The sequence below is a fragment of the Oleidesulfovibrio sp. genome (assembly GCF_047973035.1).
Classification (GTDB): domain Bacteria; phylum Desulfobacterota; class Desulfovibrionia; order Desulfovibrionales; family Desulfovibrionaceae; genus Oleidesulfovibrio.
Genome location: NZ_JBKEBF010000031.1, coordinates 163,605 through 177,322, shown reverse-complemented (window position 1 = coordinate 177,322; position 13,718 = coordinate 163,605). Strand labels below are relative to the sequence as shown.

Below are 13,718 nucleotides of genomic sequence, written 5' to 3'. Positions count from 1 at the left end.
GGAGGCTGAAAAATGGGAAAGTCATTCTTTGTAGATCTTACCCGCTGCACAGCCTGCCGCGGATGTCAGATAGCTTGTAAGCAGTGGCACAAGTTGCCGGCAGAAGAGACCATCAACTGGGGATCGCACCAGAATCCCCGCGACCTCAGCTTTACCTCGTATCGCCTTGTGCGGTTTACCGAGGTGGTAGTTGAAGGAAAAGTGGACTGGTTGTTCTTCCCCGAGCAGTGCCGTCATTGCGTGGAACCGCCATGTATGTATCAGGCCATGATTGATGACGAGTCCGCCATCATCCGTGACGAACTGACCGGCGCGGTTATCTTTACCCGCAACACCAAAAATGTGGATGCGCAGGGCGTACGCGATGCATGCCCCTATGACATTCCGCGGGTGGATGCCGAAAGCAAGGTTATGTCCAAGTGCGACATGTGCCTCGACAGAGTGCACAATGGTCTGAAGCCTGCCTGTGTGACTTCGTGTCCCACCGGCACTATGAACTTCGGCGATGAAGAGGAAATGAGGGAGCTGGCGGAAGCCCGTCTTGAAGAGGTAAAAGGCCAGTACCCTGACGCCGTGTTGGGTGACCCCGATGATGTGCGCGTTATCTACCTGTTCCAGCAGGACCCGCTGAGCTACTTCACTAAAGCTGTAGCTGATCTCGGCCCGCTGCATATGAATAGAAAGCAGATGTTTGCGCGTATTATGGGGCGTCGTACCCGCGTTTAGAAAAAACTGACTCTGCGGTGCCGCATTCCTGCGGCACCGCAGTTTTTTTAACTATGAATCCTGTCTCCGTTTTTGTTCTGGGCGTTCGAAAACGGAGGCTCTCTACCTTTGCTTTCCGCGTGGGGCAGAATGACTAAGGTAGTCTGCCGTTTTTGTGTTCTGCTGGTTGCAAGGACACGAGAACGGCATTTTTTGTGTACGCATTTTGTGTTACAGGACGTGGCTTTTCTCTGTTACAACGCAGGGGCAGGATTTAAAATTTTCAGCAAGCTCCAGAAGCGCGTTCTGCTGCCGGACGGTGCTGCGCATATACGGAGGAATTATGAAAGCTATAGGCATTGTGGGGTTCAAGGACTCAGGAAAAACAACGCTTACCGGTCTTCTGGCGGATGCGTTGGAAAAAGTCGGACATACTGTTGCCATCGCCAAGTTTGCTCATCACAAGCTGGATAAAAGCGACAGGGATACAGAACGCTTGATGAAGCCGGGGCGCATAGTGGTAGGACTTGGTAATGATGAAGCTGCCATTTTCTGGAGCCGCAAACGGCACCTGCCCGACTTGCTGCCGTTACTTGCCGCTGATGTCCTGCTGGTGGAAGGCGGTAAGCAGCTTGGATGGCTGCCGCGCGTGGTGTGCCTGCGCAATGCACAGGATGAGCAGGAGTTGGGGGCCGGTCTGGCTGTTGCCGCGTGGAATTATCGGGACAGCACTTCTCCCACGGCGGGCGGATTGCCGGTGTTTGACCAGAACAGTATTGCCGGACTTGCCTTTCTTGCCGTAGAGCGCGGCTTTACGTTGCCTGCCCTTGACTGCGGGGAGTGCGGCGAAGAAGACTGTGCAGGCCTTGCGCAACGCATTGTTGCCGGCAGCGCTACTCCCGCAGACTGTAAAAGTCTGGGGGATGACTTCACCGTGACGGTGGGAGGCGCTCCCATAGGCATGAATCCTTTTGTCGCGCGTATTGTATCCGGTGCGATTAAAGGAATGCTCAGCGAGTTGAAAGGCTATTCGCCGGGGCCGGTGGAGATTCACATTAAATAGCGCGCAACCCGTGTGCACAGGCGGGGATAATTTCCCGCCGCAAGTGTTGTTTTGATAAAAAAACGCTGTCCGGATGTGTATCGGACAGCGTTTTTTTATAACGATTTCAGTGCGGCTTCACGCGTTTCGTACATGCCGAAAAGCTTGTCGTATCCTGAAATTTCAAACACTTCCTGAATGTAATCGCGGGCACAGCATACCGTTACCCTGCCACCGGAAGGGTGCAGTCGCTGGTACGCCATGACCAGAATTCTCAGGCCGGAGCTGTTAATGTAATCAAGGTCTTCGAAGTCAAACAGCAGGCTCTTGGCGCCTTCGGAAAGCAGACTTTCAACAGTCTGTTCAAGCTTCTGGGTGTCCTGTCCGTCCAGTCTTTCACGCATCTCCAGAATCGTCACGGAATCGTGCGTAATGGTGTTCAGCGTCATGCGTGGCTCCTTTATTCTTCTATCTTCTGCTGTGGCTTTTGCTGCGGGTCTTCAGCAAGCTGCTTTCCCAGCAGGATAATGTTTTTATTTTTTTCACGAACGTACCTGAAGTCGTCCATGAACTGTTTTACCAGATGAATACCCATCCCGCCTACAGGCTTTTTGCGCTTTTCAAGGGGCACATTCAGCTCCGGCGGGGGTGCTTTAGTGCAGTTAAAGGGATGTCCGTTATCCTCCAGCCGCGCGCGCAGTACCGTGCCCTGCAGCCACATCCACACCTCGACCCTGCGCTCTGTACCTTCTTCGCTGCCATGTTCAAAAACGTTTGTAACGAGTTCGTCAATGGCCAGTGTGAATGAAAAGCGTGCGCGTTGCGAGCACTTAGCACGTTCGCACATTTTATCAATGACATCGTTTAACGCAGGAGCATCCTGTGTTGAATGCAACCGGACGTAGATGGTGTCATCGGATTCCGGCGGAACGTCATGCTCATCAGTGACCGCGTGGCCGCAGCTGCCTGCCTGCGGCTTGAGTACTACCAGCGTCACGTCGTCAAGGCGGGTGGCACCGCGCGTAAACTCGTTTACGGCATCAATGACAGCCTGACTTATTTCGTGCGCACAAAGGTTCGCATGAGTGCTGATGATTCCGTACAGCCGGTCTTTACCGAACATCTCTCCCTGACTGTTTACAGCTTCCCATATACCGTCAGTTCCCAGCAGCACAACGGACTTTTCAGGCAGTTCCACTTCTTCGGCAGAGTATTGCGCATCGGGGACGACCCCCAGCGGCAGGCCGCTGCCCTGCAGCTGCGAAAAAGAACCATCCGCGGCGTTATATACAATGGCCGGATCGTGCCCTGCACGTACCCACTGCACCACTCGCGAAGCAGGGGAAATAGCCAGAGCAAAGAGTGTGATAAATCTGCCTGTGCCGTTCACGTCTTCAGAGAGAATAGCGTTAGCCCGTTCGATGCGATGCGCCAGACATTGATTACTGTCAGCCTGACCACGCAGCAAGGAACGGCCTGTTGCCATCAGCAGGGCTGACGGAAGTCCGTGCCCTGAAACATCCCCCAGAACAACAGTAAGGGACGGCCCTCCGGCTCCTTCGGTAAGGATGTAGTCATAATAATCACCACCTGTTTCATCGCAATAGGAACTGCGGCCTGAAATATCCCAGCCCGTGAAAGGCGGAGCAGCCGAAGGGAGAAGGCTCGTCTGTATTTCATGCGCAACATCCAGAGCCTGCTGTATCTGTATCTGTTTGCTGAGTCGGGGGCCCATCTCGTTGAAGGCATTAATCACTTCGTCACGCTCATCCCCTAACCGGACAGGAATATGGGCTGTCCAGTCCCCCTGAGACAACCTGCGGGCTGCGTTGACAATGTCCATAAGCGGCTTGGTGGTGGCCCGTGAAGCCAGCAGTGACAGTATGAATGCACCCAGCAGTACTGTAAGAAGTGAAATGCCGACGACAAGATTCATGGCCTCGTCACTTTCTGTGAGCATTTTACTGATGGTGTCGGGCACTTCTTCAATAACGCTACGGGGGGTGATGATGATAACGCTCAGGTCGTCTGTGATGGGGGCGTACGCCAGCAAAGATGGTTCTCCCTGAAAGACAAGATCCATTACCCCGTCACTTTTTTTGCTCATCTTGGCGCGCAGAGTGTCCAGAGGTTCACCTCTGGGAATGGGGATGCCGGAGTCGCGTGTCATCATGCGCCACATCTGTTTGCCTTCATTATCGCGTAGCGTCCGTCCTACAACCCGTAGTAAGGGCAGGCCTTTTTCATCCGGCTCTTTGAGTACCAGCAGCATGTCCAGATCGTCCGACCAGTGAGACACAACGGAGTGCGCCTGAAGGCCTTGCTGCATCAGAATATCCAGAGCGGCAACGCCCAGCAGAGTGCCGTCTTCTGCATGCAGGGGAATGGAAAGGTTAAGTGTCAGCCTACCGGTGATCATATCCACCACAGGAGACGTCCACGTGATGGAATCTCGTATGGCTGCCGCACGGTACCACGGCCTGATGCGCGGGTCGTACCGTGCAGGAATATCCGGAGTGCCCGGATACATGCCTGTCATGCCGTTTTCCAGGCCTATGTACATGCGGTAGATATAGGAGCCGAAAATGCCACGCACGTCGCGCATGATGGAAAGGAGCGGCAGAAAGCGCTTTGCTTCTTCTCTTTGTTTTTCCGTCGGTGAACCGGAGGGAACATGGAAAACCATGCTGCCAAAGCTTACATACCCTGTGGCAGCGGTCATCATCATGCCGCCGGGCCTGCCGGAATAAGCTTCATCCAGTTCCATATCCGGCGGGTAGGGCAGCTGCGGGTGGACATCTTCGCTGAAAAGTGCGGTAGCTTCTTCAGGGGGAGGTGATACGGCCAGCCGTTCTGCCTCGCGCTGCAAGGTGTGCGCAATGACGCTGAGAGCCTGAATGTCCTGCATTAAACCAGAGGCATAGTTGCGGGCCATGTTCAGCATGGCTCCGCTTGCACGGTCGCTCAGCTCCGCTCTGGTTTCGCGTATGACGTCACGCTCGATGTTGTCGCCCAGCACGGCAATAAGCATGCTGACAACCAGAAGGGGCAATACACTTGATGCCAGCAGAACAGAAAAAAATTTCCAGCGAATATTCATAGCAGTTCCGTTGCCGATTTGATCTTATAGTATACCCGTTGTGCGTATAGAGCATTGCAACGGTCGGCAGGGTGTGACAGATTACTTGTATAACAGTATTTGGTGCAGGATGAAAGCGCATCGGATGCTGCCGTTGCAGAACAATACAAGCTTTTACCGGGCGGCTCGTCGAATGGTCACAAAACGTTCTCTATATTACTGGGTGTTCAAGGGCAACGCCAGATTGCAGGCCCTGCTGGTCGGCATTATTCTGATTACGGTTGCCATGCGTATTCTACCTTTGGAAATGCAGAAACGCATTATCAACCAGGCTATCGGCATGGGGGATTTTGAAGCGCTTGTTCTGTACTGTGGGCTGTACATCGCCGCTGTAATCAGTGCCGGCGTACTGAAATATGCCATCAACCTGCTGCAGGGGTGGATAGGCAACCGCACTCTTATGCGGATGCGGCGCGAGTTGTACGAGCATATCCTTTCTCTTCCGCTGCCTTTTTTCCGCAAGACTTCACCGGGGCTGGTTATTTCCAGCGTCATGACCGAACTGGAGTCCATGGCTGCATTCGTAGGCAGCGGTATTTCTGCGCCGGTGGTCAATATTCTTACGTTTCTGGGGTTTGCGGGGTACATGTTTTGGCTTAACCCGCTGCTGGCAGGTTTGAGTATCGCCGTGTATCCCATTGAAATGTTGTTTATTCCGTGGCTGCAGCGCTGGTATAATACGACCAACCGGCAGCGGACTTCGGCTATCCGCGACTTGAGCGGTAAAATCGGTGAATCTGTTTCCGGCATAAGCGAAGTGCATGGCAACGCATCCGTAGCACTTGAGGGCAAACGCTTCGGTAAGGGGCTGGAGGGGCTGTACAAGCTGGCAGTCAGGCTTAACGCCCTGAAGTTCGGCATCAAGTTTGTGAACAACTTTTTTCAGTCACTCGGTCCGTTTATTTTGTTTCTTGTGGGTGGCTATCTGGCGATTAACGGCCGCTTTGACCTTGGTGCGCTGGTCGCGTTTCTTTCTGCCTATGAAAAGGTTTATGATCCGTGGAAAGAACTTATGGAGTTTTACCAGCTGTGGCAGGACAGCAAGGTTCGCTACAAGCAGGTGATGGATTATTTTGATTACGAGCCGGAAGTGCTTGCTGTGCCGCAGGGGCGCGAACCTTACACCTTTAAGGGCGAAATTTCCGTTAAAGATGCTGTGTACGATGTGGGCGGTAATATCCGGCTGGTAGACAAAATATCCATGACGGTAAAACCCGGAGAACATGTGGCGCTGGTCGGCTTTTCGGGCAGCGGTAAATCCACTCTGGCGCGGCTTGTTTCGCAGCACTACAAATACACCGGCGGCAGTGTGATGATCGACGGGCACGAGGTGAAAGATCTTACGCGCCTTGATGTCATTTCCAATATGGGAGTGGTCGCACAGCAGCCGTTTATTTTTGACGGGACTATTTATGAAAATCTTGTCTACGGTTGCGAGGCTCTTGTGGTGCAGGGGGCTGACAAAAGCAGGGTGCCGGACCTTGACCGTGTGATAGAGGTATTGCAGCAGGTCGGCTTGTTTGCCGATGTGCTTCGCTTCAGCCTGCGGGCAGTGCTCGATAAAGATTCGGACAATGCCTTCCGCAACGGGGTCATCCGCGGACGAAGCCGCTTTCAGGAGCTGCATGGGGCAGAGCTTGAGCATGATATAGAGCAGTTCGATGAGAGCCGGTTCATGATGTATGGCTCCATGGCGGAAAACCTGCTTTTCGGCACGCCTCTGACACCGGAATGGCAGGAATCCGGACTACCGGCGAACAAACAGTTCCGCGCCTTGCTGGAAAAAGAAGATCTGTTTGCCCCCCTGCTGCAACTGGGGCAGGACCTGCTTACCCGTACGGTAGACATTATCGGCAGTGCTTCCGCCGATTCTGAACTGTTTGAAAAAAGCCCTGTACCGCAGGAACGGTATGAAGAAGCACAGCAACTTGCCCGTAAGCTGCGAGATGTCAGACGGGCGGCTGAGCTATCGGAGCAGGATGTTCAGGCACTGCTGCGCATTGCTTTTACCTATCTGCCCGCAAGGCATAAAATAGTGCCTCTGCCGGGCCATATTACTACTGTTCTTCCGCAGTTCCGCACTGTGCTGCGCGAAGAACTGGAAAATAATCCGCAGCCGCAGATAGCGTTCTACAACCGTGAAAGTTATCTGCGGGGCCAGTCCGTACTGGATAATATTGTTTACGGGCACGTAAAAGCCGATAGCGCGGGGGCGGAGGAACGCATCTACCAACGCGTTATGCAGCTGCTGATTGTGGAAGGCGTACTTGAGCAGATGCTGCGGCTGGGCCTTGAGTTCCGTGTGGGCAGCATGGGTGACAGGCTTTCGGGCGGGCAACAGCAGAAGGTGGCACTGGCCCGCGCCTTTTTGAAGGAACCACCCATACTTGTTCTGGACGAGGCCACATCAGCTCTGGACAATGCTTCGCAGTCGCGCATACAAAATTTGCTGGAGCGAAAATGGAAAGGGCACAGCACTGTTCTTTCCGTTGTGCACCGGCTTGATACATTAAAAGGATATGACAGAATTGCCGTGCTTAAGGCAGGACGCATAATTGAGCATGGTTCGTGGAATGAACTGATGGAACGCAAAGGGGCGCTGTATGGTCTTGTACACAAAGGCAGCTGAAGGTAACAGCGGCTGCGAATATGACGCCAATGTCGAGCTGCTGCGCTCGATATCCATCTTCAGGGAACTGCCGCTGGATGTGATCCGGTCATATGCTTATCTGTGCGAGCGGGTCAGGTATATGGAGGGAGAATACATCTTCCGGCAGGATGAGCGGGACAGTAACGCTTATATTGTAGTCAGCGGCGTGTTGGAAGCTGTTCGTGAAGTTGAAGGGCAGGTTCACTCTTGCAAGCGCTATTCGGCCGGCGAATTTCTGGGCAGTCTTGCCCTGCTGGCAGAAACACGCAGGTTGTTTTCCGTGCGGGCTGCAGAGCCCACAGTGTGTCTGGTTTTGCCGCGAAAAAAATTGCTGGTCGATATTCAAAGTGCACCGGAAGTGGCCATGCGTTTTATGCAGGCTCTTTGTCAGGCGGTGGTTGAGTGGGAAGAGAACATCCTGCGTAACACCCCTTGCTGCAAGGAAGACTCGCCGGAGGTGGGGGTCAGCCTGATTTGACCGAGAAGCGGTCTGAAAAATCTTTTTATAAAAAATAATCGCTTTTGCGGCGTGCTCTCGCAACCCTTTCTTCATGATAATTCAGAAGGAAGGGTTGTTTGATTGTGAAAAAAAGAATTTGCTCTGTGCCGTTATTTTAGCGTGACACCTGTTTCAGGGGTTGCAAATGGCATCTTGTTTGTGTAGGCAATCAGGCAGCGGGCGCGTGGTTCTCCTGTCATATGCCCGTATGGTTCGGACCCCGAACGGGGCTGGGTATATGAGAAGCAACCGGAGCAACCGTAATGTATTTTAGAACATACGATAACACAATCAACTTTGAAATTATGGTCCGCATTGCAAAGGCGTTCCATGGTGATTCGTTTGAAGAGCAAGTCGCCAGAATCCCACTGGAAATGCGTCCCAGAAAAGCCCAAAGCTCCCGCTGTTGTATCTACCGTGACAGGGCCATCATCCGCTATCGCTGCATGGCGATGCTGGGCTATGCCATTGAAGAAGAAGTCGACGAACTTACTTCGCTCAGCGAATATGCCCGCGGTGCAAAAGAGCGCGATTCCATCAACGGCAACATGCTGACTTTTATTGATGAAGCCTGCAATGGTTGTGTGCGCACTCACTACGAAGCAACCAGTGCCTGCCGTGGCTGCCTTGCAGAGGCCTGCGTGCAGCACTGTCCTAAAGATGCCGTCCTTATTGTAGACGGCAAGTCCAAAATTGATCCCGACAAATGCGTGCAGTGTGGCAAATGCATGAACGTGTGCCCCTATCACGCTATTGTTCAGATTCCGATTCCCTGCGAGGAATCCTGCCCCACAGGCGCAATCAGCAAAGACGAAACCGGCAAACAGGTTATTGACTACGACCGCTGTATTTTCTGCGGCAAGTGTATGGCTGCCTGCCCGTTTGCAGCAGTGCTGGAAAAGTCGCAGATGATTGACGTGTTGCGCCGTATTCAGGAAGGCCGCAAAGTTGTGGCTATCATCGCTCCCGCCATTGCCGGACAGGTGCAGGCCAGTATGGGCCAGCTTGCCACAGCGTTACGCGCTATGGGCTTTGCCGATGTGGCGGAAGTTGCTTCCGGCGCAGACATCACCGCCAAGCTTGAAGCGGATGAATTTGTAGAGCGTATGGAGCACGGAGCGCCTTTCATGACTTCTTCGTGCTGCCCTGCATACACCCAGCTTGTGGACAAGCACCTTACAGAGCTTGCTCCCTTCGTGTCCGATACCCGTACGCCCATGCATTACACTGCAGACATGGTAAAGAAGCTTGATTCTGAAATGGTGACGGTATTCATCGGACCTTGCGTGGCAAAGCGCAACGAAGGCAAGCATGACGAACTGGTCGACCATGTTCTGACTTTTCAGGAAATGGTGGCCATGCTGACAGCTAGGGACATCAAAGTAGCTGAGTGTGAAGAGGGTGAATTTATGTTCCCCGCACTGCGTGAAGGCCGCTCGTTCCCTGTCAGCGGCGGCGTGACCGCCGGAGTCAAAGAACATATCGGCAACCGTGCCGAAGTTCGCCCTGTAGGTGTGGACGGTCTTAACAAAAAATCATTCAGACAGCTGAAATCATGGGTCAAAAAAGGTTGTGAAGGCAACTTTATTGAAGTCATGGGCTGTCAGGGCGGTTGCGTGGCAGGGCCTGCCATCGTGATGCAGCCTCAGAAAGCGGCACGCCGTTGTAACGAATTCGCAGCAAACAGCCCCGGACTCTCGGACGCCGCCGAGTAAGGAGTGCTGTTATACTAAGAGAACGCGCAGGGCGGTGGCCCACGCCGCTCTGTTTATCATGCCTGTTACCTGTTCTCTATTCATGCCCCTAGCAGGGCCGGGACACCCACACTTACCCGGCCCTGCCCCTCTTATCCCTGCCGGTACCGGCAGACCGGACAAACTCGGCGCGGCTGGATGCAGCCAGTCCGGACGGTGCGGCAGAAGCCACGGAGCACCGCCATGCCGAAATCAGAAAAATCATCCCTGTTATTTCAGTAGAATAGAGCTGTAACCAGAGAATGCGGCGACTTTATCGATATTGACGGAATCTGGAAAACCATCCACGCAGCCGCAGAAGCGGGTTCTGACGAAGTTGACGCCATATTGCAGAAGGCCCGCGAACTGAACGGCCTTTTCGCGTACGAAGCTGCCGTTCTTTTGCAAAAAGATGATCCTGAAACTGAAGCCGCCGTGCTTGATGCGGCCCGTCATGTAAAGCAGGCTGTCTATGGCAGTAGGCTTGTTCTGTTTGCCCCGCTGTATGTAACCAGTGAATGCGGCAACCGATGTACGTATTGCGGTCTCAGTGCCGACAATTAAGGACATGGTCCGCCGTACGCTTACAGACGATGAGCTACGCAATGAGGTGCTGGCTCTGGAAAAACAGGGGCAGAAGCGTCTTCTGTTGGTGTACGGTGAACATCCCCGTTTCGGGGCAGACTGGATAGCGCGCACTATGAGTATTGTGTACGATACCGTATGCGGTTCTGCTGAAATCCGCAGAGTGAATGTAAACTGTGCTCCTCTGGACGTGGATGGCTTCAGAAAGTTGAAAGAAGCGGGCATCGGAACCTACCAGTGCTTTCAGGAAACGTACCACAGACCCACATACAGGGCGGTACATAAGGGCGGTCGGAAGGCGGACTATTTATGGCGTCTGCATGCGCTGCACCGTGCGCAGGAGGCAGGCATAGATGACGTAGCCTGCGGGGTGCTTTTCGGGTTGTACGACCATCGTTTTGAGGTGCTCGGCCTGTTGGCTCATGCAGAACGGCTTGAAAAAGATTTCGGAGTAGGGCCGCATACGGTTTCGTTTCCGCGGCTTGAGCCTGCCGCAGGTATGCCTCTTGCCGCGCAGCCTCCGCATCCTGTGGACGATACGACTTTCCGGCGCATCATAGCTGTTGTGCGGCTGGCGCTGCCATATACCGGACTGATTCTTTCTACGCGGGAATCTGCAACTCTGCGCGACGAGCTTATCGCGCATGGCATTACACAGATTTCAGCCGCTTCCCGCACTACGCCGGGAGGCTATGCAGAGGAAACTGATAATTGCTGTGATGATGCCGAAACAGGACAGTTCAGCCTTGGCGATCACAGGCCGCTGGAGACTGTGGTTCGTGATGTTGTGCTCGGACATGGTTTTGTGCCGTCGTGGTGCACTGCTTGTTATCGTAAAGGACGCACCGGATATCACTTCATGGGGCTTGCCAGAACAGGATTTATCCGTAACTTCTGCCACCCTAACGCTCTGTGGAGCTTTCAGGAGTATCTTATCGACTTTGCCTCGGCGGAGACCCGTGCCGAAGGCGAAGCGCTTATAGAGCGATAATTGGCAGATATTCCGGCAGAAGACGCGGCCCGTTTCAGAGCCTTGCTGGAAAGAGTGAAGGCCGGAGAGCGGGATCTGTATTTATAGGCAGACAGGACGGTCTGAGCCTGAAGGAAAGCTGTCCGCAGCTTTTTTCACTGCATGATGCCTACTGAACTTGTATTATTTTATGCCGCGACAAAAGCTGCATAGTGTTTGCTATATCTATCCGTTTGCTTTTGTAGCATTTTGCCCCGTGAGAAATCTTTTTATTCAGTACTTTGTAGGCGGTCACTTTTGCGCTATGGTCACTTCCCTATGCTATCCGGAGGGTTGATATGGAGCTGCTAGGTAATCTTGTTCTGGTGTTAGGTTTTTCCGTGGCGGTTGTGCTGCTGGCTCAGCGCCTGCGTATTCCGGCCATGGTCGGTTTTCTGCTGGCCGGTGTTGCTGCCGGTCCCCATGCTTTGGGGATGGTTTCTGACGTGGCCGCAGTTGACGTGCTGGCAGAAATCGGCGTTGTACTGCTGCTGTTTACGCTGGGTATGGAGTTTTCCATCGCCCGTTTGCGTGCCTTACTCCGTGTGGCGCTTATCGGCGGTGGTGCACAGGTTGGTGTGACCAGCCTTGCAGCTGGCGCAGCCGCGTATTGGCTGCTAGGGTTTGCGTGGAATACCTCGATTTTCATAGGCTTTCTGGTGGCTCTTTCCAGTACGGCCATTGGCATCAGGCTGATGCGTGATAAAGGCGAGGTTGAAACACCGCAAGGTACTGCCTCACTGGGCATTCTGATATTTCAGGATATGGCCGTTGTGCCCATGATGCTGCTGGTTCCAGTTCTTGCCGGACAGGAGGGCAGTGTTGCATGGGCCATTATCACCCTGATTGTTAAAACAACGCTGGTTGTGGCGGGCGTACTGTTTCTTGCCGTGCGCGGTGTGCCGCATCTGTTACATTACGTCGCCCGTTGGCGAAATCGTGAACTTTTTCTGCTTACGCTTCTTTCCATCTGCTTCGGTGTTGCCTGGGGCACGCATGCCGCAGGGCTTTCACTTGCGCTTGGCGCGTTTCTGGCGGGTCTTGTCATTTCCGGTTCGGAGTATGAACATTACGCCGCATCTCAGGTGTTGCCGTTGCATGACCTGTTTATCTGCTTCTTCTTTGTTTCCGTGGGCATGAGCCTTGATGTCGGGCTTGCGCTTACCAACCCGTTTACCGTGATCGGCCTGACTGCGCTGTTGATGCTTTCCAAGGCCGTTCTGGTTACCGGTGCAGCCATGCTGCCGGGGCTTAATCTGGCAAGTGCGGTTATGGCCGGCGGCCTGTTGTGTCAGGTGGGCGAATTTTCATTTATTCTGGCGCGCCTTGGCAACGAAGCCGGTCTGTTCTCCGGCGAGGCCATGCAATTGTTCCTTGCCGCCGCCGTTGTCAGCATGTTTTTAACGCCGTGGGCTGCCAAGTATATGAACAAGTTCGGGCGCAAGCTGCGTCGTCGCGGTTCTTCAGCCCTGCGTGATAATTCTGCTGTTGCAGATGCGGAAAAGAGCGATCACCTTGTGATTATCGGGTACGGACCCGGTGGCAGGCATCTGGCTCAGGCAGCCCGCATGTGGAATATCGATTACGTCATTATAGACAGTAACCCTGACACGGTCCGTGACGAACGGGCACGGGGCATTCCCATCATGTTCGGCGATGCAGCCAGTGAAACCATGCTGGAACATGCCGGTATTGAGCACGCCCGTGCCGTAGCCGTTGTAGTATCTGACCCTGTTGCGGCACATTCCGTAACGGCATTGGTGCGAGAGCTTGCGCCGGATACGCAGATTATTACCCGGGCGCGTTATCTTGGCGAATACGATGACATGCGCAAAGCCGGAGCTAACGAGGTCATTCCTGCAGAAATGGAAGCCTCTGTTGCCATGGTAGGACGTGTGCTTGAACGGTTTATGATCGGCAGTGACGAATTGCGGGCATTTCTGGAGGGCATTCGCGCAGAAGGCTACAAGCTGGATGCGGAAGAACTGAAGAAGCGCGGACAGTATTCATTCCTGCCGTTCATGCAGTTACGCCAGATTTATGTGGAAGAAGGTTCTGCCGTAGAAGGTAAGACTCTGGGCGAATTGCATATCCGCAGAAAGTACCGCGTGGCCGTAATGGCAGTACGCAGTAATGGCACAGTGCTGCCGGTGCCCGGTGCCAAAACGCCGCTGAATGTCGGCGACGAAGTCTTGCTGTCTGGCTGTCCGGCAGACTTGAGCCTTGTCGCATCCATGTTTCAGAAAGACGGTGCCCCGTTGCCTGCAGAAGGAGATGTTCCGGAGGGCTCTGCCTGCGCCACAAGCTGAGGATGGGCCGCGTAGCCGGTAATACGGGTGCGAGCGTGGTAAGGGAA

Annotated in this window: 10 protein-coding genes; 7 read left to right on the top strand and 3 right to left on the bottom strand. The window is 53.8% G+C overall.

Features of this window, described 5'->3' with window-relative positions; translation table 11 throughout:
• Nucleotides 1–12 precede the first annotated feature (12 nt).
• Nucleotides 13–726 carry a 4Fe-4S dicluster domain-containing protein gene (locus ACK5LI_RS09565; protein WP_416948638.1) on the top strand — a complete coding sequence of 238 codons (714 nt, stop codon included), beginning with the start codon at nucleotides 13–15 and terminating at the stop codon, nucleotides 724–726.
• Between the two features lie 322 nt (nucleotides 727–1,048).
• Entirely contained in the window at nucleotides 1,049–1,768 is a 720-nt protein-coding gene (locus ACK5LI_RS09560; RefSeq protein ID WP_416948635.1) for a molybdopterin-guanine dinucleotide biosynthesis protein MobB, read from the top strand.
• A gap of 95 nt (nucleotides 1,769–1,863) precedes the next feature.
• Here ACK5LI_RS09560 and ACK5LI_RS09555 read toward each other — a convergent pair whose 3' ends face one another.
• Both ACK5LI_RS09555 and ACK5LI_RS09550 read right to left on the bottom strand, forming a co-directional pair.
• Nucleotides 1,864–2,196, bottom strand: a complete 333-nt coding sequence (locus tag ACK5LI_RS09555; protein ID WP_416948633.1) for an STAS domain-containing protein — start codon at nucleotides 2,194–2,196, stop codon at nucleotides 1,864–1,866.
• A gap of 11 nt (nucleotides 2,197–2,207) precedes the next feature.
• The gene (locus ACK5LI_RS09550; protein WP_416948631.1) at nucleotides 2,208–4,847 is read right to left on the bottom strand and encodes a SpoIIE family protein phosphatase; all 2,640 of its coding nucleotides are present in this window, start codon (nucleotides 4,845–4,847) and stop codon (nucleotides 2,208–2,210) included.
• Between the two features lie 172 nt (nucleotides 4,848–5,019).
• On the opposite strand from ACK5LI_RS09550, the gene ACK5LI_RS09545 reads away from it, so the two are divergent.
• From ACK5LI_RS09545 to ACK5LI_RS09535, 3 genes are all read left to right on the top strand, one after another.
• Nucleotides 5,020–7,515 carry an ABC transporter ATP-binding protein/permease gene (locus tag ACK5LI_RS09545; RefSeq protein WP_416948629.1) on the top strand — a complete coding sequence of 832 codons (2,496 nt, stop codon included), beginning with the start codon at nucleotides 5,020–5,022 and terminating at the stop codon, nucleotides 7,513–7,515.
• Nucleotides 7,490–8,014 carry a cyclic nucleotide-binding domain-containing protein gene (locus ACK5LI_RS09540; RefSeq protein WP_416948627.1) on the top strand — a complete coding sequence of 175 codons (525 nt, stop codon included), beginning with the start codon at nucleotides 7,490–7,492 and terminating at the stop codon, nucleotides 8,012–8,014. The genes ACK5LI_RS09545 and ACK5LI_RS09540 overlap by 26 nt, the downstream gene beginning before the upstream one ends.
• Nucleotides 8,015–8,298: 284 nt before the next feature.
• On the top strand, nucleotides 8,299–9,750 hold the full coding sequence (locus tag ACK5LI_RS09535) for a 4Fe-4S dicluster domain-containing protein (RefSeq protein ID WP_416948625.1): 1,452 nt from the start codon (nucleotides 8,299–8,301) through the stop codon (nucleotides 9,748–9,750).
• A 249-nt stretch (nucleotides 9,751–9,999) separates the two neighbouring features.
• On the opposite strand, the gene ACK5LI_RS09530 is transcribed toward ACK5LI_RS09535, so the two are convergent.
• A complete protein-coding gene (locus ACK5LI_RS09530; protein ID WP_416948623.1) occupies nucleotides 10,000–10,224 on the bottom strand; it encodes a hypothetical protein in 225 nt (74 codons plus the stop codon).
• A gap of 94 nt (nucleotides 10,225–10,318) precedes the next feature.
• Here ACK5LI_RS09530 and hydG point away from each other — a divergent pair, with 94 nt between their 5' ends.
• Together hydG and ACK5LI_RS09520 are read left to right on the top strand one after the other, a co-directional pair.
• Nucleotides 10,319–11,344 carry a [FeFe] hydrogenase H-cluster radical SAM maturase HydG gene (hydG, locus tag ACK5LI_RS09525; protein WP_416948621.1) on the top strand — a complete coding sequence of 342 codons (1,026 nt, stop codon included), beginning with the start codon at nucleotides 10,319–10,321 and terminating at the stop codon, nucleotides 11,342–11,344.
• A gap of 317 nt (nucleotides 11,345–11,661) precedes the next feature.
• A complete protein-coding gene (locus ACK5LI_RS09520; protein WP_416948618.1) occupies nucleotides 11,662–13,671 on the top strand; it encodes a cation:proton antiporter in 2,010 nt (669 codons plus the stop codon).
• Nucleotides 13,672–13,718 lie beyond the last annotated feature (47 nt).

Excerpts from the sequence above, each read along its gene's own strand:
- ACK5LI_RS09565 (WP_416948638.1), top strand. The coding sequence starts at position 13 with ATGGGAAAGTCATTCTTTGTAGATCTTACCCGCTGCACAGCCTGCCGC.
- ACK5LI_RS09560 (WP_416948635.1), top strand. The coding sequence starts at position 1,049 with ATGAAAGCTATAGGCATTGTGGGGTTCAAGGACTCAGGAAAAACAACG.
- ACK5LI_RS09555 (WP_416948633.1), bottom strand. The coding sequence starts at position 2,196 with ATGACGCTGAACACCATTACGCACGATTCCGTGACGATTCTGGAGATG.
- ACK5LI_RS09550 (WP_416948631.1), bottom strand. The coding sequence starts at position 4,847 with ATGAATATTCGCTGGAAATTTTTTTCTGTTCTGCTGGCATCAAGTGTA.
- ACK5LI_RS09545 (WP_416948629.1), top strand. The coding sequence starts at position 5,020 with ATGGTCACAAAACGTTCTCTATATTACTGGGTGTTCAAGGGCAACGCC.
- ACK5LI_RS09540 (WP_416948627.1), top strand. The coding sequence starts at position 7,490 with ATGGTCTTGTACACAAAGGCAGCTGAAGGTAACAGCGGCTGCGAATAT.
- ACK5LI_RS09535 (WP_416948625.1), top strand. The coding sequence starts at position 8,299 with ATGTATTTTAGAACATACGATAACACAATCAACTTTGAAATTATGGTC.
- ACK5LI_RS09530 (WP_416948623.1), bottom strand. The coding sequence starts at position 10,224 with ATGACGGGCCGCATCAAGCACGGCGGCTTCAGTTTCAGGATCATCTTT.
- ACK5LI_RS09520 (WP_416948618.1), top strand. The coding sequence starts at position 11,662 with ATGGAGCTGCTAGGTAATCTTGTTCTGGTGTTAGGTTTTTCCGTGGCG.